This window comes from Sphingobacterium sp. G1-14 (assembly GCF_002196555.1).
In the GTDB taxonomy this organism is placed as follows: domain Bacteria; phylum Bacteroidota; class Bacteroidia; order Sphingobacteriales; family Sphingobacteriaceae; genus Sphingobacterium; species Sphingobacterium siyangense.
On the sequence record NZ_CP021381.1, the window covers coordinates 775,786 to 800,518 of the forward strand.

Here is a 24,733-nt window from a genome sequence, read left to right on the forward strand (position 1 = left end):
ACTTTTGTCCATAATTTATTTAATACAGGAAGGGGATACCTCCAGTTACATTTCTTTCTTATTAGAAAGATAAGCTAACGCCAAAAACAGCCTGTTTCATTGTTGGATAGTTGGTACCGCTGATCTCCGGATCGAAACCTTTATATTTGGTAATGGTCCAAAAATTTTCCAGCGATGCAAATACGCGTAGGTTTTGCACCTGTATCCGCTTAGTGATATCGTTCGGGATTGTATAGCCCAGCTGGATATTTTTTACGCGGATAAATGCCTTGTTCTGTAACCAGAAATCACTGTTTTTGGTGTTTCTTGTATCGGTATAAGGCAACAATCGCGGGAATTTTGCATCTGTTGCACCTTCAGTCCATCGGCCATCAGCAATTTCCTGATTGATTTGATAGCCCCAGCGAACAGTGGGTGTGTAATAACCATCCGTCCACACGACTTTGTTGCCTGCATTACCTTGCAAGAAGACCGAGAAATCAAATCCTTTATAATCGAATCCCATGTTAAAACCATAGGTCATCCGTGGCGCCGTACCATGACCTACCGGAACCCGGTCATTGTCGTTGATGACGCCGTCGCCATTGGTGTCTTTATACAAGAGATCCCCTTTTTTAGGTGTACCATAGGATGCGAATGGATTGACTTTTTGATTGGTATTCGGATCGATTGGCGCATTATCGATCATCTGTTGCACGAGCTGCATATCAGCATCTGTCTGTAATATGCGGTCGGTCAACAGGATATATTGGGTATTAATGGCATAACCTTCCTGAAGTAAATTGGAACCACTGATAGACTTGTCATTGCCTTTAAATTTGACCACTTTATTGTCAATAAAGGTAAAGTTGCCGCCAATGTTGAATTTAAAATTATCGCCAATTTTATCGCGGTAAGTCAAATTCAGCTCGACACCATTATTGCGTACTTTGGCCGCATTGGTGCGTGGTATTGTCGCATTTCCAACGACAAGGGGAGCGGGCAGGTTGATTAAGATGTTGTCGGTTACTTTGTTGAAGACATCGATCGAGCCCCCTAGTTTGTAATCGAAAAGGTCAAAATCTAAACCAGCATTCAGGATATAAGTGTTTTCCCAAGTCAGAAGCGCATTACTCAATACGGTCTGCGCAAAACCTACATAGAGCTGGTTGTTTAACACATAGTTTGTTGGATTATAAAGCGCTTGATATTCATAATTGTTGATGTTGGCGTTTTTGCGGAAAGACTCATCGGAGGTTCCATTGTTACCCAAGGCGCCATATGATGCACGGAATTTCAAGCTAGGCATCCATTTGATGTCATAGAAATCTTCTGAAGAAACCTTCCAGCCAAAAGAAGCTGAAGGAAAAGTACCCCATCGACTTTTTCCGCTCATAAAGCGCGATGAACCGTCCGTCCGTAGATTGGCTTCCAACAAATATTTGTCATCCCAGGATAGGTTGATCCGTCCAAAAAACGAACGCATCGCCCAATCGGTAATATTGCCGGAAGCTGAGGCATCCATAGTTGCCGCATTCAGAACGGTCAGGGATGGATCTACGAGATCGAGTTTGGATGCCGCAAACCAGCCATCTTTAAAATACTCCTGGCTGGCGCCTACCATGACTTCATAGTTCAGTTTCTCAAAGAGCTTGTTTTTATATTTGGCAATTCCATCCATGTAATAGCGGTAGGATTTGATTGATTCGTTAGTTACCGACGAACGGCCTGTACCCGCTGAGGCAATTGTATTTGTCAAAAAGTTCCACCGGTCATTGAACACGGGTTGAGAGTAGACGAAATCATCATCATAGGTATAGGTGTACGATCCCTCGATGGAAAGTCCCTCGATGGGTTTCAGTTTTCCGTAGAAGCGCGACACGAAACGGTTTTTGTTGATGTTACCTTTCTGTGCATAAAGGCGGTGTAGCACGTTGTTAGACTGTGGGTCATCTTCCGGATTGTTTGGCGAACCAAATCTTCCATCTGGAGCACGCAGGACCATTCCCGGAGTACTTGCTGCGGCAAAAGTAAATACATCATCGATGATATTGGTGCCTATATCTGTTTTGGAAACGACACCATTGATATTGGCTCCCAACGTTAACCAAGGTTTTACATCAGCTTCTAGATTGATACGTCCGGTATGACGTTTATAGGTTGCTTGTTCGATGATTCCAGGGTTATTGAGGAGGCCGTAGGAACCAAAGAACTTGATTTTGTCACTACCTCCGGTAAAGGAAAGGTTGTGGTTTTGGCTGATTTTGTTCTGGAAAAGGTCCGAAACCCAGTCCGTATTGGGATATTTCAATGGATCCTGTCCTGCGTCCTGGCGCCAAAGGTCAATTTTTTCCTGCGAAAATATGGGCTTAGCATTTGGATCGCCATTGCGATAGCCTTCATTGATCAGCTCCATATAGTTGGCATAGTTGGAAACCATTCCAATGGTATTAGATGGTTTTTGACTCGAGAAATAATTGTTGTAAATAACTTTAAATTGCTCCGATTTACCCTTTTTCGTTGTAATGAGGATAACACCATTTGCGGCTCTTGAACCATAAATTGACGCTGAAGCAGCATCTTTTAAAACCGATATGCTTTCGACATCTTGTGGGTTGATCAAGTTCATGTCGCCAATAACACCGTCGATCACGACAAGTGGATTGGCATTATTGAGTGTTCCCTGTCCACGAACACGTAGTGTTCCCCCATCACTGCCCGGTCTGCCTGAGCCCTGATTAACATATAATCCCGGCGCCTGTCCAGCTAGACCAGCTGACAAGGAGGTTACAGGTCTGCTTTCCACAACCTCGGACATCTGGATGGAAGAGACCGAACCGGTTACATTTTCTTTTTTCTGTGTACCAAAACCGACAACAACAACCTCGTCGAGTCCCTTGGACTCATTCTCCAAGGTGATCGTAAGCGGGCTGCCAGCTTGTGCCTTCGTTTCGATACTCTTATAACCGATGCTCGTGAAAACCAATGTTGCGTCGTTCTGTTGACTTTTGATTTCGAATGAACCACTTGCATTGGTCGATGTTGCTAGATTCGTTCCTTTAATCTGAACGGTGACATTGGCGATGCCTTTGCCATCTTTGTCTACAACCTTACCCCGAATGGTTGTCTGCAGCATGGCCAGTGAAAGCTTGCTGTTTGTCTTAACAGGTGCAAATGGAGTCGCTTGTGTTGTCAGGCTAGATACGACCAACAAGCAGGATAATGGTATTGCCGGATACATCCAACGATTCGTCGAAACGGATGTGTTCTTGATCTTGATCATAGGCTTTTAGATTTAATTGGTCTGAAAAATGAATTTTCTGTGAAGTGAATTTACAGTATTGATAGAGAACAATAAGGACGTTTTCTCGCAATCGTTTTCGTAACAGCCTGCCTAAAAACCGAAAGATTTTTGGTTAATATCTGTTTAGAAAGGTATGCCTGCTGGGAGTATTTGGATCAATAATTCAAAGGTCAGTGTAGCGTCTGTAAGCGATTGTCGTTTAATAAGGAAATTATGTAAACCTATTTCTTTTCGTATGATGAATATCAAAAAAACCGCGTTATTGTTATGTCTGTCACTTGGAGCATATGCAGGCTATGCACAGACAAAATGGAATGTAAAAGCCGGAGTCGCCTTTTCAAATGTGGATGCTAAAAATAAAGCGGGCGATAAGGCCAGCACGGCCGCGGTCGGAGGCCTGTATTTGGGACTCGGTCCCACATTACGCCTCAGTGAGAATTTCTCTTTAGAACCCGCATTTGTATTTGCTAAACGGGGCTTTAAACGAAAAGATGGGAGTTTTATAGGCTGGGGTAAAGATTTTAAAGCGAATACGTCTTATATCGAAATGCCTATCGATGTTGTCTTTAATGCTACGATCGGTACAGGTAAGTTGGAGGTCGGTATAGGCCCTTATATCGGTTATGGATTGGGCGGGAAATGGAAAACTTCGGAATCTGTTTACCTAGACGATATTGCAATTGATAACAAGGGAGATATCAAGTTCAAAAATGATTCGAGTGAAGGTGAGTATGGGGATTATACACTTGGGGGACCTTTTGATTATGGCGCTCGTGCAAAAGTAAACTATCTTTTTAGGGAACATTATCTTGTCGGCATAGAATTTCAGAAAGGAATTGCCAATTTAGAATCCAAATGGGGGGATTATAAATCCGGGAATGCTATACGTAATCGCTCCTTGGGTATTTCAGTTGGCTATCGGTTTTAGTAACTTAAAAACAGTGAATAAATAAGCGTATTGTTGGAAGTATGAGCTTGTCTCATTAATCCAATCGTTTGTCTTCAGCGCCTAGTGTCTGGAGACAAACGATTGGAAATAAATCTTTCCGTTGTACTTGCTACTATTGGGCATTAGAATTCAATCCGGTAGTTAATGGTCGGAATGATACCAGTCCATTTTTGAGGTTCAATGATACGTTTGCTGAAATTGTAGTGCATACCCACAGTGTTTTCTCTATTAAGGAGATTCTGAATATCCAAAATAAAAAGATGGCTTACTTTTTTGCGGTTAACCCGATAGCTCGATGAGAAATCAACACGTACGTAGGGATCGGCAGTCAGGGTATTGATGCGATCTTGATCAATAACTTCTTCGTCTAAACGAAGCGATTCTTCTTCCAGAACAGGAGAGTACTTTCTTCCTCCGGCATAAATTAATTTGGCATTAAGACCGAACAGATTATTTTTACTCTTTCCCACGGTCCATTCTTTCCCCATCAATAAATTTCCTACATAACGCGTATTGAATGTGGTGTTGTATTCTTTGCCATTGCGTGCTTTGAATTTAGAATCAAAGAAGGAGGTCGTTGCCATGAAGTAATACCCCTTACTTAACGACTTCTCAAGCGTCAGCTCAATGCCGTAATTTTTGCCGGTTCCTTTATTGATAAGCTGACGGTAGTTTGATGTACCAATAGCTGCAATATCCGATACATTGAGTAAGGAGAAGTTGATGTCGGAATCTGTAGATACTGGGACATCATAAAGATGCTGATAATAGAGTTCTGTCTTAAACCGGAGTGTTCTGCTTAGGTTCTTTTCATAGCCAATAACAGCCTGAGCAGATTTCGTTGGCGAAAGAGGCTTGTTTGGCTCTAGGCTTGTTTGATCGCTACTTTTAGCAAAATAGTAGACCAAGGGCTCCAGTCGGTTATATAGACCAGTCCCAAAAGATATCGTTTGATCTGCGGCTACACGCCAGTTTAGGCCAAGCCTTGGCTCGATAGACCAGCTCTTGCTCAAGGCGAAGTAATTTGCATGTACTCCTGTATTTAGCGTTAGTTTGTCGTTCAAAACTGTTTTTAACTGTGCAAAAGCATCATAAGTACTTGTATTCCCAGTCTCATTAATCCGCTCTTTCAATGCTGCTAGCTCGGTGTCGTAGGACAGCGCATAGAGGTCATAGTGTAATAAACTTGCATTTAAGCCCGCTCTAATCGTGTTTTTACTGTTGGCGCGATAGTTTAGCGTACCCGCATAGCGAAGAGCCGTATTCGTAAATTTGTCCTTGTGATAGAGGCTGGAAACATAGTCCCGTGTTAATGTATCAGTGCTATTGGAATTACGGCTAAGGGACATGGAAACAATATTGGTGAAATATAATCTGTCGTTTGCAATGTATTGATGTTTTAGTCCAGCACTCCCCGCGTTGAACTTTAAGTTTAGATCTTGGGCGTCTGTTCGTTCGTCCCATTTTTCGTAATTACGCTCGGCAGTTTGTTGAAGTTTCCCCAAACCGCCTATACCGAAAAAGGAAAAGGTTCCGGCTTTTTTTGTGGGAAATACAAAATTAAAAGAAAGGTCCTGATATTTTGGGACGCCAGTGTCTGAAACTTTTACACCTACTTTTTCCAGTAGACTCAATGAAGAATAGCGGTAACTAATCAAATAGGAAGCGTCACTTCCTTTTTTGAAAGGCCCTTCTAACGTTGCTCCTACGCCCAGGACTCCGACGTTGAATGTGTATTCGCGTTTGTCGGTATTTCCCTTACGGAACCTAAGATCAAAAACACCTGCCGTTGCATTGCTGTATTCCGCGGCAAGTCCACCAGTATAGAAATCAGATTTTCCCAATACCATGGTATTGAGCATACTGATACCGCCGCCTGCAGCGCCTTCGGCTCCAAAATGATTGGGATTTACAATTTCGATACCTTCAAGCCGCCATTGCAAGCTTTTGGGGGAATTTCCGCGAACAATAATTTCATTGTCATCGCCGCCGGCAGCAACACCTGGAAAACTCTGTGCCATACGGGCGGGATCAAAAAAGGCGCCAGCATAGCGGTTGGTCTCTTCCGGCGAAAAAGAGCGCCCACTCGTCATTGCCATCTGGTTGAGCGGTTGTTTTCCGGCATTGGCATAGACGACAGCTTCAGTTAATGCATTTATTTGCGGCTCCATTTCCACATTGACCATATTCTCCCGTCCACTGGTGATCAGTAATTCCGTAAATTCTTCTGGTTTATATCCGGCCATGCGAACTTGAAGCTGTTGACGCCCAACTGGAACTTGCTGCAGCCGAAATATGCCCTGTGCGTCTGTACTTACAGACTTTGTTCCATCACTGGATGAAATGACAATTGTGGCACCTGTAAGTGGTAATCTGGTATTTTTATCAAGCACGGTTCCTTTGACAGTTTCGGTCACAACCTGATTTTTTTGTTTTGGCGATGCCGGTTGCTGGGCGAATGTAAACCCTGCTTGAAGCGATAATCCAATGAGTAAGATTGGCGATAGTTTCATAAAAGATTAGTTTTTATCTTTATGACAGCCGACTTTCAATTTACCCTTAGCTTTTACCGAATTTTTTGTTTTTCACCCCACGAATATGCATGATTCAACTTAAGTTCACATATCATTACATGAAATTTTATAGGTTTTGCTGACAAGTAGTTGTTAACATTAATGTTGTTGACTACAAGTTAATTAACATCGTTATTAACATTTTGACTGGGCTGTTTTGGCCTAAATGTTTAATCGTGAAAAAATAGGAAATCCGCTACGTTTTTAACAAAAGATCTGCTCTATACTAGAAAGTTAACATGTTTATTAACAATTTTTGGGACGTTTTTTTACAAATGCCAGGCGGAGTGCATTCAAATGGCCCAGTTCATTGGAATGGCGCAGTTCATTCGAGTAGCGCAGTTCATTCAAATAATAGAGCGTATTCAAATAAAAGCTTCCCGAAAAATTAACATTTTGATAATCTGACGAACCTATCTTTGTTAGGTGAAAACTACCGAAGCCAATGTAGATAACCACTATGTGTTGCGTTTTAAAGAAGGTGACCCCATTGCCTTTGCCCATTTCTTTGAGCGGTATTGGGAGGATCTATACACCGTCGCTTTTCGTCATCTTCGGGAAGAGGATCAGGCTAAGGATCTTGTGCAGGAAGTATTTATCCATATCTGGGAAAAACGATCGCTCGTGAGTACTGAATACTCCGATATAAAATTCTATTTCCACAAAGCCCTCAAAAACAAAATACTGAATTACTACGCCTCGGAGCGTGTACGAAAACAGGTCTTGGAGAAATCAATGGAACGTATGGACGCTTTTTCCAATTTGGATAGCCAGGCCTTTGCCAGGTATAAGGCGCTGGAGGCTATTGTGGATGATTCGATCGACAAATTACCTAGATTGATGAAAGCAGTCTACTTAATGCGTTCTGACAATTATTCAATAACACAAATTGCCAAGGAACTCAATCTGGCTGAACAGACCGTTAAGAACTACCTGTCAGAGGCCAAAAAGATTATGCGGTACGAATTGACAAGAAGGTTTGCGGACCACGATTCTGTATTTTTATTGCTCGCAGGAAGCTATCTCCTTTATGATTATTTAATATAAAGAACATATTTAATTAAAGTACTTTGCCCGTTTTGATCTGTATTAGTATAAAAATTAATGCAGGTGAATTTAGAACGCTTTAAACTTATCATAACAGATTATCTCGGAGGAAAATTGACTGAGGAGGAAAAAGGTCATGTTGACGACTGGTACGAGTCTATTTCAAACGATGATATTAATCCCTTTAGCGATGCAAATCATCGGGAAAAAATCAAACAAGAATTATTTATTCGTGTAGGAATAGCTGAAGCACCTGCGAGGGCAAAGAAGGTGGCCAACATACCGGTCAGAAAATTCTCTTGGCTTTCAGCAGCAGCGGCTATTTTGGTCCTAGGAGGCATCAGTCTGCTATTTTTACAGCACAACCCGATGTCGCTTTCTCGGAAGCGGACAGAAGCAGTCGCATTACTGACGGAAACGGTTACGAATGCGGGCGAATTGAAAGAAATTCAGTTACCTGATGGCACATCTATTTTTTTAAACGGAAATACACGTATCCGCTACGATCGTAAGAATTTTGCATCAAATAGAAAATTCTTTTTAGATCGAGGGGAAGCATTCTTTCGGGTCAGACGGGATACTTTACACCCATTTGAGATAGAAACAGGCAGCGTTTCTGTTGCAGTCCTAGGAACATCATTCAACGTCAACAATTCGATGTCTACTAAACATGTGACGGTCGAAGTTAAAACTGGGCGGGTGAGTGTTCTAAATGCAAAAAATGGAGCAAACCATATCCTTACAGCAGGTAAGGCCGTCCGGTATAGCGTAGTTAAAAATGATTTTAAAACTTTCGATAGCGATCCAGCTTACATCAGCCTTTGGACACAAGGTGGTATGCAATTGAATAACATCAGCTTCAAGGAACTGAAAGAAATAATCTATAACCGCTTCGGTGTTGTGTTGCTTACCGAAAATCTGAATACAGATCCATTCAATTATTCGCTTATGATACCACATGTACAGTCATTAGACCAGGTACTGAATATCGTTTGCAATATTCATCAAATCAAATTTAGGAGGGAGAAAAATGAAATAATCTTATACAAATAAGCTGTCGGGGGTAGAACAGCATAATTTATCTGCTCAAGAAAAGTGCTCATCTGGCAAACCGCTAAATCGACCAGTGAGCACCTGAATATTCATGTTTAAAACATTCATACAAATATATGTATAAAATAATTAAGCTTACCGGCCTTGCGACAAAGCTTGCTATCTGCGCTATGGTCTCTTGTGCTGTAACCAATAGCCATGCTGAGGGATTGGAAAAGATCAATCACGCTTACTGGGATAATATCAATATTCATTTGTCTAGTGGTAACGCCGCGCAGGCGGTACTGCAGTTGTCAAAACAAACAGGTCAAGCGATCGGCTACGATCGGAGTATGCTCCAATTAGATCGGATTTTAATTGCCGAAAAGAAATTCCAGAATGCGAGCTTCGAGGAAGTCCTTGCCTATATCCTGAACGGGACCAACATTAAGTCAAAAAGAGTATCAGGTGGTATTGTCCTTGTAAAAAATACGGGTAAACAGGAATCTTATGACTTGAAATTGCAGCTTGTCGATCGTACAAAACAACCTATTGGGGGAGCTTCTGTACATATTCCACTGACTGGACAGAGCGCCTTGTCAAATGCCAAAGGTGAAGTGACTATTCGACTAGCTGCCGGCGTATATGATGTACTGATAAGCCATGTTGGCTATGAAAAAAAAGAGTTGAACGATCTCAAGCTCGATGCCAACACAGCAGGTATACGTCAGGTGGTCTTAAACGAAGATGACAACGAATTGGATGAAGTGGTCGTGACTGCATTGGGCATCAAACGACAGGATCGTTCCCTTGGTTATGCTGTCGGTAAAATTAAGGGCGAGGATATCAATCGGGTCAATAATGATAACTTTCTGGTTGGTATGGCAGGTAGAGTACCCGGGGTTTCGATTAGTTCTACAGGACCCACCGGTTCCAGCGTGAATATGGTGATTCGGGGGGCATCATCGCTAAGTACAGACAACCAGCCGCTATTTGTCGTAGATGGAGTGCCCTTGATGAATAGTTTAAATAATGTTGGTCAGATCGGTGACGACAACAAAGTGGATTATGGTAATGCAATTGCCAATATCAATCCCGAAGATATTGAAAATATTTCCATCTTGAAGGGGCCAAGTGCAGCTGCGCTTTACGGCTCACGTGCAGGTAATGGTGTAGTGCTGATCACAACCAAAAGTGGTAAGAATGCGGAGAAGATGACCATTGCTGTGACTAGTAACACAGTATTTGATATCCCGTATAAATTTATTGAATTGCATAACAAATTTGCAAGCGGTACCTTGCCATGGCGACCAGGCGACCTGCCCGGCAATTTAGTTATTGAGGAGGAGTCTAGTGTTATGGTAGGCCCTGCACTGGATAAGGGGTATAAAGCTGTCCAATGGAATAGTCCGCTTGACGAGAACGGTAAGCCCATTCCTACGGAACTAAAAGCGTACCCAAATAACATTAAAAACTTTGTCCAGACTGGGGTCACAAGTACCAATGGGATTTCCCTCAGCAACAGAAGCGAAAAATTGGACTATCGTTTCTCGTATTCCAATATGGCCAATAAGGGTATTATCCCCAATTCGGATCTGTTCAGAAACACCTTGAATATCAATTCGACCATGCGCCTTCGCAATAGTTTGACATTGGGGCTTTCGCTAGATGCCAGCAGAAATAACTCCAGCAATAGACCTGCAGGAAATCGGGGAACCAATCCGATGCAAGCGGCCTATGAAGTTGCACCTCACATCAATATTCTGGAATTGCAGGATTATTGGTTGCCAGGGCAGGAGCAGATCCAACAGCGTTCACAGTCTATTGGCAACCACAATAACCCGTATTTCCTTGCTTATGGAGTGAATAATGCTTTTACAAGAGACCGCGTCTTTGGAAACTTACGGTTAGATTGGACCATCAAAAAAGATTGGACGGCCATGATACGGTACGCAACGGATATTTATTGGGAAAATAGGGAAACAAAAATCCCTTACAGTTATACGAACGAACCCAGAGGTGCTTATGGGATTGTTAATCTGATGAATATGGAACAGAATATCGACTTTCTGACGGCATATACAAAGAAGATGAGCGACTTTCAGATCACAGGATCACTGGGTGGAAATTTGCGGTATAATCGTGGTAAATCCGTGCAAAATACCTCAAAGAATGGCGCTGGATTAATCACGCCGGGACTCTACACATTGGCCAATATCAGTCCATTAAATTTGGATTTCTACAGTACAATTTCTGAAAGAGCCATAAACAGTGTTTACGGACTGATCAATCTAAGTTACAGGGATATGGTTTATTTAGATGTGACTGGGCGCAACGACTGGTCCAGCACCTTACCAGTGAACAATCGATCCTATTTCTATCCTTCGGCATCCCTAAGTGTGCTAGCTAACCAGGTGTTTTCTCTGCCTAAAACGATCAATTTGGCAAAACTGAGAGCGGGTATTGCGCGCGTGGGAAATGATACTTATCCCTATAATCTCTCCAATGTACTGAGTAATCCAGGTAGCTGGGGTGATGTATTGCGGCTAACACGTTCGGGGTCACTCTTGGTTCCTAATCTGAAGCCCGAAATTGCAACATCTTACGAATTTGGCTTGGATCTGGGCATGTGGAATAATCGACTGAAGTTTGAAGGAACCTATTATAAGCTGGAGAACAAAAACCAAATTATTTCAACAACACTTCCCGGATCCAGTGGTTTCAATTCGAAAAATATCAACGCCGGACTGTTAAGCAGCCGCGGTATTGAACTTGCTGTTTCCGGGCGACCTATTGCCAAGGAAAATTGGTCCTGGGACGTTGGTGTCAACTGGCATCGCAATCGTACCCGTATCGATGAGCTTTCTGATGGTGTAGAGTTCTATACCTTTTGGACCGACGGTCGGGGTGGGGCACGTACCTATGTCGGGGAAGAGATCGGGGATCTGTACGATTCCAAGTTAGTGACCGTGGAGGATCAATCGTCGCCGTATTATGGTTTTCCTATTCTCAATAAAAATGGTTCTTGGCAGGCTGTACGGATCAATAATAGTCGCAACAAAATCGGAAATTTTAATCCCGATTTCACGATGGGCCTACAGTCAAGTCTTCGCTATAAAAAATGGACAATGAATATTGCCGCAGATATGCGTTTTGGAGGGAAATTTATGTCGCAGACCTATCGCTATTTCGAATCGAACCTAACCACGCAGCGTTTTCTTGATCAGATGATCAACCCCAATGGGATGACAGGCGAAACGCTACGCAATTATTTGGTCGATAACAATCTTGTTCGCGTGCAAGGCAATAGGTATCCCATTGTTGGAGGACCAGGCGAAGAGTATGGTGGTTATCCGATCAGTGTGGGTGGTCTTGTTGGCAATTTTGGGGTGTTTAATCCAGGTGTTATCGCACAATATGATGATAAAGGTAATATCACAGGTTATACAGAGAATCTTGGTGGTGAAGGAACAAAATATATCGCTTATTCAGACAATTACCCTTGGGATTTTATGAATGCGGCGACATTTGATGCTTCTTTTATCAAGCTTCGGGAACTGTCCTTTAGCTACGATTTATCAGGAAAATGGCTGAAACGTCTCGGAATAGAGAATGGCAGTGTGGGAGTCTATACCCGTAACCTGATCTTATGGACCAAAGCGAAAGTAGGTATAGATCCGGAAATGGCCTTTCAGCCAGAAACTGGTGTTGGATTTAAACAGGGGATTGAGCGCTACAACGTTACCCCTTGGTCAATGCCTATTGGATTTAAAGTAAATGTGACATTTTAATATACGACATAAATGAAAAATCAGTTGAAGAGATTCACCATGGCTGTAGTAGGCCTTGGGATGGTATGGAATATTTCAGCTTGTAAAGATCTGACTGAACTTAATATCAATCCGAACGGTGTAAGTGAGGAAGACGCCAATCCCAATCTGTTATTGCCGACGATATTGACAGGAACAGCGAAAAAATACAACGAATTGAGTTTCTCAGATCTTGGCGGAGTTATGCAGCACACCCAATTTGATGCATGGTTCAATTCACATAATGACTACGAATGGACAGGAGGGATTCTGAGTTGGGATGCCTATTATGGTTTTCTACGTGACAATGAGCTTATGCGTAAACGTGCGGAGAAATTGGGGCTAGATTTCCATAAGGGAGTTTCGCTGGTGATGCGCGCTTACTTATTCGGATTGGTGACTGATCTCTGGGGAGACGCTCCTTATACCGATGCCTTAAAAGCGGAACTGGGAGATGCTGTATATAATTTTCCGAAATACGATAGTCAGGAAATAATCTATAAGGGAATTATCGACGAGTTGAAACAAGCCAATGAACTTCTATCCCGCCCCGATGGTTCTTATGAGGTGCTGGCGAATGCGGATGTTTACTTTGGCGGAAAGGCTTCCAAATGGCGTCGTTTTGCCAATTCTTTGGCATTACGGTATTATATGCGCATTTCAGCAAAGTCTGCTGACTTTGCCAAACAGGGGATTGAAAGTATTGTTGCCAATCCCGATAAATTTCCAATTATTACGAGTACTACTGATGATGTATTGATGGATTTTGTTGGAAATAATGCAAATGACTCCTGGCCGTCAAATACAGTGTATGATGCCAGTGGAAGTAATTTTAGACGAATGAAAATGTGTGCAACACTGGTCGACCGGCTACAGGAACTTGGCGACCCTCGTTTGGCGGTTTGGGCAAGAAAGGTAGACATACCCATTGAGATCCGCAGCAACGAGCCCGTAGGTACAGATAAGATCGTTAATGGTGTTCGGATTGTATCGCCAGATGTCGTCAAAGGTGTTCCCGTGGATACCGATAAAGAGTATGTTGGACTGCCGCCAAGTGTATCTAAAAACCCTTCAGCCTACAACCTCAATCCAACACCGGGGCAAACCTCGATCAATCCGCATGTTTCTTACCTGAATGATAGCTATCGTTCGGCGAAGGGAAGTTTGTTAAAAGCACGCTTGCTTTCTGCTGCCGAAGTTAATTTTATTTTGGCTGAAGCAGCCTGGAAAGGATGGGGGCTGCCTGAGTCAGCCAAGACCTATTATGAGCGTGCTATACAGGAATCGTTGGCAAGCTGGGGAAAGGGCGCAGACTATTCCAACTATATCCGTCAGAAAGGTGTGGCGTTTGAAAATACGCAAGTGCAGATCATTGAACAAAAATGGATCGCCAGTTGGTCAACTGCCGCACAGTCCTGGTTTGATTATCGTCGCACAGGGTACCCCGCTTTAAAGGCCGGTCCCGCAGCCATCCGGACACAGCTTCCTGTTCGCGTACCTTATATGCAAACCGAAATGAGTGTGAATCAAAAAAATGCCGAGGAGGCCTTGAAACGTATTGAAAAGACCGCTTATTCACAAGCGGATAATGAAAATAGCGCTTGGTCAAAACCTTGGTTATTGCAAGGAACAAACAAACCCTGGTAGTTCGTAATCATCAATTAAAAGTTATTAAATAGAGTAATCAAATCGCTTATAAAATCAATATCACAATGAAAATCAAACATATTCTTCTTGCTGTAGTACTGTGCTGCACTTTATTGGAAGGGAAAAGCCAGACGTATAATAAAGACAAACAACCTGATCGGATTACGTTGACCTGGTCCGATGAGCCCAGCAGTACGCAGTCTGTTTCTTGGCGGATCAATGCGGATAGGACCAAAATAATTGGTCAGATTGCTGAAGAACAGAGCAATCCAGAACTTGAAAAAAACGCGATTACAATAAATGGAACAGCGCTACCGCTCGAGCGAGGACAGCAAGAGGATGCTTATGGACAGGTAACCTTCCGTGACCTGAAACCCGGTACAGTTTATGCCTATCGCGTTGGAGATGGCAGCAATTGGAGTGCCTGGAACCAATTTAGGACTGCGGAGCGTTCAGGCGCGTTTTCATTTATCTATTTGGGTGATGCACAGAACGACTTACGTTCACGCTGGGCACGTGCCATTCGGCGTGCTTTCCAGCAGGAAGCGAATGCACGCTTTATTGTTCACGCGGGCGATCTGATCAATCGTTCGAATGCAGACGAGGAGTGGGCAGAATGGCATGAGGCCGCAGGATTTATTCATCAGATGATCCCTGCTGTTCCAACACCGGGTAATCACGAGTACCGTCGCGACTCGCTTGGGAAGCTTGTACTTGACCCGCATTGGAAAGTACAGTTCAACTTGCCAAGGAATGGCCCTGAGGGTATGCAAGATGCTGTTTACTACCTCGATTATCAGGATCTACGTATGATTTCCCTAAATTCTCAATTGATTATGCTCGACTCTACTGCAGCAGCGATACAGGAAAAGTGGTTGGAGAAAGTGTTGTCTTCATCACAAAAAAAATGGAATATTGTTGTCATGCACCATCCCGTATACTCTACGGCAAAAAATCGTGACAATACCATCTTGAGAGAACGTTTCAAACCTATTTTCGAGAAATATGGTGTCGATTTGGTCCTTCAGGGCCACGATCATACCTACGCTCGTGGCGGGCTGGGTAAAAAGCGACCTGTCTATCTCCTGTCTGTAGCGGGGCCTAAGATGTATGAATCTGATTCTGAACGCTGGATGGAAGTTGCAACGTCACAGACGCAATTATATCAGGTGATCAAGCTGACCGAAAATAAACTGTATTTTTCGAGCTATAAGCTGAATGGGCAGTTGTTTGATTCATTCGAGTTGTCGAAAAAGTAGAACGACATAGACGGAAGGTAATCCATTCAAACCGGATTACTTTCCGTCAATATAGTTGCGGGATTCACTCCATGACGCGATTGAGATGTAACTGCAGCGAGATCGCCGGTTTCTAAGGTATAACAAAAAAAGATTGCAAAAAAATAACTATACAGCAATGAAAAAGATTTTATTTTCTACTATTCTGTTGGGTATAATAGTAAGTTCTACAACCCACTTATATGCTCAGTCGATCGATTTAATAAAAAAGTTAGAGCAAAAAAGTTTACACATTGCCGCACACCGGGGAGCTCATCTGGAGCAACCTGAAAACTCAATTGCTGCTATCGAAGAGGCCATTCGGCAGGGAGCTTCCGTGGTAGAGGTCGATGTGCGGGCCACCAAAGATGGTGTACTTGTACTGATGCACGATAAAACAGTCAATCGGACGACAACCGGGCAAGGAGAGGTCGCCAAACAAACCTATGCCGAGCTTCAACAGCTTCACTTACGCAAAAAGGCTAATGGTGAAGGCTCGGATCATGTTATACCAACGCTATCGGAAGCTTTGCGCGTTGCAAAGGGAAAAATCCTTGTTGATCTCGATTTTAAAGAAGATCGCAAAGAGTTTATTAAGAAAACCTATGCGCTTGTTGAACAGGAGGGGATGGAAGACCAGGTACTATTTTTTCTCTATGATTATAAAGACATGCTCAAGATTTACAAACTCAATCCAGCGATCACACTTTTTCCGAGGGCACGCAGCATGAAAGATCTAGAGGTCATACTAAAGATGAAATTAACCTCAATTGTCCATCTTGATGGATCATTTACTGATACCGGAAAACTTAATGCATTGCGCCAACAGGGCATTTATTTTTGGATGAATAGTTTGGGGGAATATGACGACAAAGCAGAACAGGAGGGAAAGAAAGCTTATCGATCTTTTTTGGAGAAATATCCTTTTGTACGTCTTATTCAAACAGATCATCCTAATTTGTGGCGCGAAGTGCTTTCCGGATCTTAGTCTATTTTTATCTGTTTAGTTAAAAATGCTTGATTTTATTGTAGCGATATTGTTAGAACGATCGTTCTCAAGATATAACTAATGGAAACCGTAATGAATAAATTATTTACAGGGAGTTTTGCAATCCTCTTTTTACTGACGAGCTGTAGTAAGGAAAATGAAATGACTGTACCTATGGATGTTCAAAAACAGCTGGAAAGTTTTGAATGGAGCCCCATCGTGTCTGCGAAAGGGACGACAAACGAGCAATTGAAGCACAAACCGAAAGATTGTGAAAAGGATAATGTGTATACATTTACATTTGCTGAATCAGCGAATAAGTTCACTGTCAATCGTGGTAAAGAACTATGTGGGGATGATAAGTTGACATTTGAAAGTTTGATTTTTGCTGAAGGACAGCATCGCGCATTTGCCTATGATAAAGAGAAGAAAAGTATCAAGTTTGCCGACAGTAGCCCATACCAAAGTTATGAGGTACAGCTTGATGGTGATCAGCTCATATTAATTTCGCGCAATAATAATCCTCTAGCATACGCAGCTCCAATTGAATACTATTTTCAAGGTAAGCGAACGGCTGCAACAAAATAAGATAAGTAGTATATTTCCTTTAACATTCAAAATAAAGACGGCTTGCTGTCTTTATTTTTTTGTTCAATTCTGTTTTGATGAAATTGCAATTGAATCTTTCACATTAGTTTTTTCTTTGTCTAACTGTTTTGTTGTTGCCCAACGTGCTAGAATGAATTTCGTGGATATTTGCCATTTGCTCTCCTCTACTTCAATACATAAAGTAAACCCTGTGTTAGGTTGTTTAGATGAACGCTGTTCAAACCGATGCTGCCGCCCTATGATTATTAAAAGAATTAGGAATCAAAATTTAACTTGATTATTTAGGCTAAATCGTTAATTTAGTGGTTTGGAAACCGGTTGCATAGATAATGTGAAATAATAAAACCGGATCCGATTAATGAAGAAAACTAGATAAATAATAATCCACTTATGAAAGTCCGTATATTACTTATGGCGGCAATGGCGACATTGCTCTGCCCACAACTTCAAGCCCAGCAATTGCCCTATAAGAATAGTACATTACCAATTGAAAAACGGGTAAGTGATCTATTGGGAAGAATGACTGTGGAAGAGAAAGTCGGGCAATTGAGCAAATTGCTGGGCTGGGAAATGTATAGCAAAAACGGAAAGCAGGTTACAATCAGCAATAAATTGCGAAAGGCAGTAAAAGAACAGCATATCGGATTGTTATGGGCAACCTTACGTGCAGATCCTTGGACACAGAAAACCTTACTGAATGGCCTGAGCCCTGTGGAAGCTGCGCGCGCTACAAATGCGATCCAACGTTATATGGTGGATAGTACTCGACTAGGGATTCCATTGTTGTTGTCTGAGGAGGCGCCACATGGACATATGGCGATTGGTGCAACAGTGTTCCCTACCGCGATCGGACAGGCGAGTACATGGAACCCACAGTTGATTCAGGATATGGCATCAACAATCGCCATGGAGACTTATGCTGTGGGTGGTAAAAACGGCTATGGTCCTGTATTAGATTTGGCACGAGATCCACGTTGGTCGCGCACTGAAGAGACCTATGGGGAGGATCCCTATCTGATCGGTCAGATGGGAACTGCAATGATCCGTGGTTTTCAGGGTGAGAAGCTAGGTGAGCGCGATAAAATAATAGGAACTTTAAAGCATTTTGTAGCCTATGCCGCTCCAGATGGCGGTCACAATGGTGAGTCCGTATCGGTTGGAGAACGAAGCCTGAGACAGTATTTTCTGCCGCCTTTTGAGCGTGCTGTAAAATCGGGAGCTGGGTCGGTAATGACAGCATATAATAGTATTGATGGCATTCCTTGTTCTGCCAACCCCTGGTTGCTAAAAGACATTCTACGTAAAGACTGGGGATTTACGGGGTTTGTTGTATCTGATCTATTAAGTATATCAGGGCTCAATGGAGGGCATGCAACAGCAGCGACTGCAGAAGAAGCGGCTTCACAAAGTATACATGCCGGATTGGATGTTGATCTAAGCGGGACTGGTTATGGTTCAAATCTGCTTAAGGCTGTCCAACAGGGGCTCGTTGAACCTGCTGTTCTTGATACAGCAGTGGCCCGTGTACTGCGAATGAAGTTCAATTTGGGGCTTTTTGATCATCCCTATGTGGATGAAAAGTTGGTAGCGCAAAAAGTCGCTACGGCACAAAATAAAACGGTAGCAAGACAGGTGGCCCGCGAGTCGATTGTTTTGCTTAAAAACGATCAGCATATCTTACCCTTAAGTAAATCGTTGAAACGAATAGCCGTTATAGGACCGAATGCCGACAACGCCTATAATCAGCTGGGCGATTATACTGCTCCACAAGCTGAGGGGAAAGTTCAGACCCTCTTGACCGGAATACGGGCGGCAGTTGGTAACAGTACCAGGGTCGATTATGTGAAAGGTTGTGCAATCCGTGATACAAGCAATTCCGATATCGCTGCCGCCGTCGCAGCTGCAAAGCAGGCCGATGCGGTGGTTTTAGTCCTGGGTGGTTCGAGTGCACGTGATTTTAAAACGTCGTATCAAGCAACTGGAGCAGCCAATGTGGATCCCAATACGGTAAGTGATATGGAGAGCGGAGAAGGATTTGATCGCGTTTCTTTGGATATGATGGGCGATCAGATCAAGTTGCTGAAAGCGATACAGGCGACGGGAAAACCAGTTGTACTTGTTACGATTATGGGGAGACCATTGAACTTAAATTGGGCAGCTGAACATGTGCCTGCGATCGTGAATGCCTGGTATCCGGGACAGGAGGGAGGCCTGGCTATTGCCGATGTATTGTTCGGTGACTATAATCCGGCTGGAAGATTACCGATTTCGGTACCTCGTTCGGTCGGCCAGCTTCCTGTACATTACAACCATACAAAACCTAAACATCACGATTATGTGGAAATGTCGGCCAAACCATTGTATGCTTTTGGGTATGGCTTGAGCTACAGCAGTTTTGATTACTCCAATTTACAGGTCTCGCTGAAGGATAATGGCAATGATTTTGTATGTACACTGTCGTTCGACGTGGTAAACCAGGGCAAATTGGCGGGCGATGAAGTCGCTCAGTTGTATGTTGTGGATGAAGTAAGTTCGGTGGTGACACCTGTTATGCAGTTGAAGCGGTTTGAGCGTAAAAACATTGCCGCAGGAAAGAAAGAACGTTATTCTTTTCAATTGACCAAGGAGGACCTCAAACTTTGGAATGCAGGTAACGAATGGAAGACGGAAAAAGGCAGGTTTAAACTTTTGGTCGGCGCATCTTCCGATGATATCCGGTTGAAGGGAGAATTGGAATTAACGAAGGATTATTAATTAATCCTTCGTTAATTTATAGATATAGCTATTATGTTGATGGGGAGCTTTTGTTAAAGTTAGATCGTTTCCATTCACTAAATAGGTGTAATTGTGGTTCAATATTAAAGCCCAATCGAAGTCGGCGGTCCATACATTTTTATCTTTGAAAATAATTTGGTCGCCATTAATCTCATATGTTCCTGAGCCACCTGCAGGAAATCTATTTTTGTTTGCTGTACAAAAGAAACTGTCCGCTTTAAACCGTACAGTTACGTCTCCAGTGAAAGTTTGGTCCTGATTTTTATAGCTGACTATAAATTTTCCTGAATAGGTTCCCTCGAGATAGAGGTTGTGATTAGCAGTTTCCTTTGAGCAACCTACGGATACAATATATGCTAATAATGTTAATAATTTTGATATTGATCTCATAACTTGGTTTTTAGCATACAACGAAGTTACTGCCATTTTTGTTACAACTATCATTCTTATTTGAGCACAATATGCTTGATACTTTTCCTATTCCAGGTATAGGTGATGTGGATAAGACCGTTTGTGTCCTGAATAATTGTCGGATAAGAATACTCATCGTTCTTTACCCCATCTTCAAGGGTTAGGACATCTTTCCACTGTAAGCCATCCTTTGATATGGCAACATGCAGTTTTGTGCGTCCTTCCCACCAGTCGTTGCCAGCGATGGCCGGATTGAAGACGATCATAAATAAACCATTATTTAAACGGATGGCGTCTGTGGCAGAATTGGGATTGAGCAGGTTTGTGGCTTGCCAGGGGCCCCAGGTAAGGCCTTCATCTGCTGAGAATGCTGCCATCACTTTATTTTCTTTACTTCGACAGAGCACCTGAATGCGTCCATCTGTATGTTGGATCACACTTGGCTGAATAACCTGGATACTGGTATCGGGGCGTATTGCGCTGACGGACCAGGAGCGGCCATGATCGCGGCTGATTTCCAGGTGTGCTTTCCAGATTTCTTCTTTGGACTCCGTGCTGGAAGGGGAGAGAAGCAGTCCGTTTGTCAAGGTGAGCGGTTTATTCTTGATGGGCCCCAAAATACCTTCAGGCAACTGCTGCGCTGCAGACCAGGTCGTTCCTTTATCCAGTGAATGTTTGACATAGCCTTTCCATTCTCTGGGATTGGGCCCTATTTTATAATACAAAGATAGGGTGTCACTGTGCGGGTATTGATAGAAGACAGGATTCCATGTTGGAAAGCGGTTGTCACCAAGGATACCGTCTGCAATCTGTACAGGACGCTGCCATTGTCCATGGCTATACAGTGAACTCCATATGACAACATCGGGGTTAGATTCATGTGTACCACCAAACCAGGCTGCCAATAAACTGTCTTTTCCGATGACTTGAATCGTGGAAGCATGGCATTGTTGGAATGGAACCTGGCCTGTTTTAAAAATTTGCTCTGATACCAGGATCTGAGGTTTATACGTTGCACACGAGGATAGAAAAAGAAGGATAAATAGTGGAAATAGGTTGATTTTTTTCATTGGAATTTAAGGTTCTAAAAACCCCATAGTTTGTTGATGACTTATTTTCTTATTCCTGAGCAGAGGCTTTGGGAATATTGAGATGTTCAGGCGGTGATCGGTAAACAAATGACCTTGTTAAATGATAAAATTCCGTTGGATATCATCCAACGGAATTTTATATTATTTGCTTTGCAATTGAATTGCAGTAGCATAGCTAAATCGTGTACTAGGGCTTCTCAAGGTAATTTGGTTACCACGTTGAGACCAGTCTAATTTACCTTTATGACCCAAAATAGCGATTTTCTTTACGCTAAAATTATCAGGTACTTGAAAGACGTATTCATTTGGCTGCTGGTAAGTATCGCCTTCAGAAAGATGGAATACATTGACCACTTTACTGTCTTTGCTTCTAGTGTAGTAATAGTCACCTTGGTGATATGGAGCAATCGTACGTGTTGCAAACACTGCAGTTTGATTGATTTTCATCCAGGATGCCAGTTCGTTCAAGCGATCGTATGCTGCCTGGTCATAATCTCCTTTTGGGCCAGGGGCTATGTTCAATAGGTAGTTTCCACCGCGAGAAATAATTTTTACCAATGTTTCAACAATCTTTTTGGTCGGTTTGTATTGGTCGTTGGGCACATAGCTGAACGAATTACCCATGGTGATGCAACTTTCCCATGGAATATCCAAAGGATGTTCAGGAATCGCTTGTTCGGGTGTAACATAATTTTCCCAGTTTCCAGGTACTGTACGGTCGACAACGATAATGCCAGGTTGATTTTTTCTTGCCATGCCACCAATGCGGTCCATGTCAATATTCTGATCCATTTTGATTGTCTGCTGCCAGTCAACAGATTTGTCAACGGTTTCTAAGGGGCGCACCTGGCCACCATCCAACCAGAGGATATCGACTTTGCCATATGCTGAGGTCAGTTCGTTGATTTGATTGTAGGTGAAATCTTTGAATTTTTGCCAACGGTCCGGGTATTTTTTAGGGTCATAATTGACATTTCTGTCTTTTGGCGGAAAGTATGACCACCAGTAGTAATCGGAGTGCCAGTCCGGTTTGGAGAAATAAGCCCCAATTTTAAAACCGTCATTACGGAAGGTATTGAAGATTTCTTTGGTCACATTTGCCTTTGGGTTTGTCGAAAATGGTGTTTTGGAGGATGTAATTTTATAATCCGATTCTTTGGTATCGAACATGGCAAATCCATCGTGATGTTTTGTTGTAAAGACGACATATTTCATGCCGGCAGCTTTTGCGGCATCGGCCCATTTTTGTGGATTGAAATCCGTAGGATTAAAGGTGGTCTGTAGATTTTCGTAGTTCTTGAGGTATTCAAAATAAGTTTTACCATGTTCGGGATTGCGTTGGGTCCAGCCTTCATCTTCAGGACAGATACTCCAGCTTTCAACGATTCCCCATTGACTATAGGTACCCCAGTGCATGAAAAGACCAAACTTCATATCTTGCCATTGTTCGAGATTTTCAATTACTAAGGGATCTGTCGGTTTTTGGTAGCCATTAGATACGTTATGTGCCTGGCCAAACGCTAGTGTTGCGCTTGAAGCGATCAGCGCAGTGGATATAATGGTTTTTAGTTTTTGCATGGATAAAGATAGTGAAAATGATAAAAAGAAGGCCACCTTAGGTGGCCTTCTTATAGATAGATGTAGTGTATGCCTTAATTAACGTCCCAGAAAAGTTTGGTGTTGACGTTGTCTTGCGCTTTTACAGCATTATAATTTGCTGAATTATACACGCTTTCTGAAGGAGGTAAGTTAAATTTTACTGGTACTGTCTTTTGAATGTCAGCGTTTTGAACAACAAAATCAAACTTAGGCAGATCCAAACGACGTTGCTCAGACCAAGCTTGTACAGTTTGCAAAACATTAAAATGTATCCATTTTTGCGTTGCAATTAGTTCAAGTTTATTAGATGCGCCTGCCCAGTTAACATTATTGATATAGGTATTGATCGCTTCAGTAGTTGGAGCAGCGGGTGCAACAACTGTATTGTCGTTGGATCTGCTTCTAATAATGCGATATAAATCAATAGATTCTTTAATACTGTTTTCAAATGCTGTTTTCGCGGACGATGCATTTCCTGCTTTATTGTAGTATTCTGCCAACAGTAAATTTGTTTCTGTCGCTGAAAACAATATACCTGGGAAATATTGATTTCTTGAGTATGTAGATCGATTATAGATGGCTAAAGTTCCACCTATTGCCAAGGCATTCTGATCTGCACTTACTTTGCTTTGATCTAAACCTATGTATTTGCCAGCAGCTTTTGCACCAGGCTCAAACATAAAAGGTAATCTTGGATCTACTTTTTCAAGCATGTTGTCGATCATCCGCTTACTAGCTAAGTTTGCATACCAACCACTAGCTTCGAAGGCATCTTTGATATTTTTAGTTTGGATACTGTTATCGTCCAGGTTATAAATATCCAGTTGGGCGTTTTCAGCGTTCGTTAAAATCAGTGGATTAGTAGTTTGATTATTAACAATTTCTGCAATTTCCTGATTTGCTTGTGTGGCAAATTTTGAGCTCGCTGAAACTCGTGTTAGTATTCTTAGCCTAAGTGAGTTACAATATTTTTTCCACATTGCGATATCACCATTATTGATTATATCTTGCGTCTTGAATTTGTTGGCCGTAGCACTACTTAATGTAATTGAATTCAATTCAGCGCTTATACTTTTTAAGTCAGTCATGATGGCCGCATAGATGTCTTCTGGTTGGTCATAGGCCGGATACGAATTTTGATAATCACTATTGTTCGTACTCAGCATACCAGCTTTAGACCATGGAATGGCCCCATGTAGATCGACCGTTTGCTGTGTTTCATCGTAAAATAGAACTTTAGCAGTTAGATAGTAGATTCTACTTTCTTTCTTAGCTATTTCATCTGATTTGTTGTAGATTGTTTCTAGCTCTCTATATTGTGCAAGTCCCTCGTAAAATCTTGACCAACGGTCCTCGATAGCAGCGGCTCCTGGCAATAACTGGTTTGTCTCATTAATCCAGCCTGTGATATGTAAATATCTAAATATGGTTGGTCTAAGCGTAACAAATAAATTTCTATATTCAGGGACAATTAATTGTCTGTAACTGTAAATCATACCTGCAAACTGTTTTTCAACGGTTGTCTCGGTTACTTTTCCTGGGTCACGGTAGTTTTCATCAAATGAACTCTTACTGCAAGAATTTGTGAAAGCTAATGTGGCTGCGCACAGCCCCATATATAATATATATTTTTTCATGTCTTT

15 protein-coding genes are annotated in these 24,733 nt (G+C 42.4%); 9 read left to right on the forward strand and 6 right to left on the reverse strand.

Going from position 1 to position 24,733, the window contains the following annotated elements:
• Positions 1-61 precede the first annotated feature (61 nt).
• Positions 62-3,262 carry a SusC/RagA family TonB-linked outer membrane protein gene (locus CBM24_RS03390; protein WP_088160208.1) on the reverse strand — a complete coding sequence of 1,067 codons (3,201 nt, stop codon included), beginning with the start codon at positions 3,260-3,262 and terminating at the stop codon, positions 62-64.
• 256 nt (positions 3,263-3,518) lie between these two features.
• Between CBM24_RS03390 and CBM24_RS03395 the strand changes: the two genes are divergently transcribed.
• The gene (locus CBM24_RS03395) at positions 3,519-4,211 is read left to right on the forward strand and encodes an outer membrane beta-barrel protein (protein ID WP_157698361.1); all 693 of its coding nucleotides are present in this window, start codon (positions 3,519-3,521) and stop codon (positions 4,209-4,211) included.
• 143 nt (positions 4,212-4,354) lie between these two features.
• Here the strand turns inward: CBM24_RS03395 and CBM24_RS03400 are convergent, their stop codons facing one another.
• On the reverse strand, positions 4,355-6,745 hold the full coding sequence (locus CBM24_RS03400) for a TonB-dependent receptor (RefSeq protein ID WP_088160210.1): 2,391 nt from the start codon (positions 6,743-6,745) through the stop codon (positions 4,355-4,357).
• Between the two features lie 486 nt (positions 6,746-7,231).
• Here CBM24_RS03400 and CBM24_RS03405 point away from each other — a divergent pair, with 486 nt between their 5' ends.
• The 8 genes from CBM24_RS03405 (at position 7,232) to CBM24_RS03440 (ending at position 19,968) form a co-directional block, all read left to right on the forward strand.
• The gene (locus CBM24_RS03405; RefSeq protein ID WP_075991019.1) at positions 7,232-7,852 is read left to right on the forward strand and encodes an RNA polymerase sigma factor; all 621 of its coding nucleotides are present in this window, start codon (positions 7,232-7,234) and stop codon (positions 7,850-7,852) included.
• Between the two features lie 63 nt (positions 7,853-7,915).
• The gene (locus tag CBM24_RS03410) at positions 7,916-8,905 is read left to right on the forward strand and encodes a FecR family protein (RefSeq protein WP_158638904.1); all 990 of its coding nucleotides are present in this window, start codon (positions 7,916-7,918) and stop codon (positions 8,903-8,905) included.
• Positions 8,906-9,021: 116 nt separating this feature from the next.
• Positions 9,022-12,675: a SusC/RagA family TonB-linked outer membrane protein gene (locus tag CBM24_RS03415; protein ID WP_198386029.1), complete on the forward strand. Its 3,654-nt coding sequence runs from the start codon at positions 9,022-9,024 to the stop codon at positions 12,673-12,675.
• Positions 12,676-12,687: 12 nt separating this feature from the next.
• Positions 12,688-14,340, forward strand: a complete 1,653-nt coding sequence (locus CBM24_RS03420; protein WP_088160211.1) for a SusD/RagB family nutrient-binding outer membrane lipoprotein — start codon at positions 12,688-12,690, stop codon at positions 14,338-14,340.
• Positions 14,341-14,405: 65 nt separating this feature from the next.
• The gene (locus tag CBM24_RS03425; RefSeq protein ID WP_088160212.1) at positions 14,406-15,599 is read left to right on the forward strand and encodes a purple acid phosphatase family protein; all 1,194 of its coding nucleotides are present in this window, start codon (positions 14,406-14,408) and stop codon (positions 15,597-15,599) included.
• 157 nt (positions 15,600-15,756) lie between these two features.
• Positions 15,757-16,605, forward strand: coding sequence for a glycerophosphodiester phosphodiesterase family protein (locus tag CBM24_RS03430; RefSeq protein WP_088160213.1), 849 nt, complete (start codon positions 15,757-15,759; stop codon positions 16,603-16,605).
• 93 nt (positions 16,606-16,698) lie between these two features.
• Positions 16,699-17,193: a hypothetical protein gene (locus CBM24_RS03435; RefSeq protein WP_145328867.1), complete on the forward strand. Its 495-nt coding sequence runs from the start codon at positions 16,699-16,701 to the stop codon at positions 17,191-17,193.
• 411 nt (positions 17,194-17,604) lie between these two features.
• Positions 17,605-19,968, forward strand: a complete 2,364-nt coding sequence (locus CBM24_RS03440) for a glycoside hydrolase family 3 N-terminal domain-containing protein (protein ID WP_198386030.1) — start codon at positions 17,605-17,607, stop codon at positions 19,966-19,968.
• Here the strand turns inward: CBM24_RS03440 and CBM24_RS03445 are convergent, their stop codons facing one another.
• The 4 genes from CBM24_RS03445 to CBM24_RS03460 all read right to left on the reverse strand — a co-directional run bounded on the left by CBM24_RS03445 (position 19,969) and on the right by CBM24_RS03460 (position 24,727).
• Positions 19,969-20,379, reverse strand: a complete 411-nt coding sequence (locus tag CBM24_RS03445) for a hypothetical protein (protein ID WP_145328865.1) — start codon at positions 20,377-20,379, stop codon at positions 19,969-19,971. It abuts the gene before it with no gap.
• A 56-nt stretch (positions 20,380-20,435) separates the two neighbouring features.
• Positions 20,436-21,470 (reverse strand): sialidase family protein, encoded by a 1,035-nt coding sequence (locus CBM24_RS03450; protein WP_220801650.1) that lies wholly within the window; start codon positions 21,468-21,470, stop codon positions 20,436-20,438.
• Positions 21,471-21,632: 162 nt separating this feature from the next.
• Entirely contained in the window at positions 21,633-23,069 is a 1,437-nt protein-coding gene (locus tag CBM24_RS03455; RefSeq protein WP_088160215.1) for an alpha-L-fucosidase, read from the reverse strand.
• Between the two features lie 74 nt (positions 23,070-23,143).
• Positions 23,144-24,727 carry a SusD/RagB family nutrient-binding outer membrane lipoprotein gene (locus CBM24_RS03460; protein WP_075991029.1) on the reverse strand — a complete coding sequence of 528 codons (1,584 nt, stop codon included), beginning with the start codon at positions 24,725-24,727 and terminating at the stop codon, positions 23,144-23,146.
• Positions 24,728-24,733: the final 6 nt, after the last annotated feature.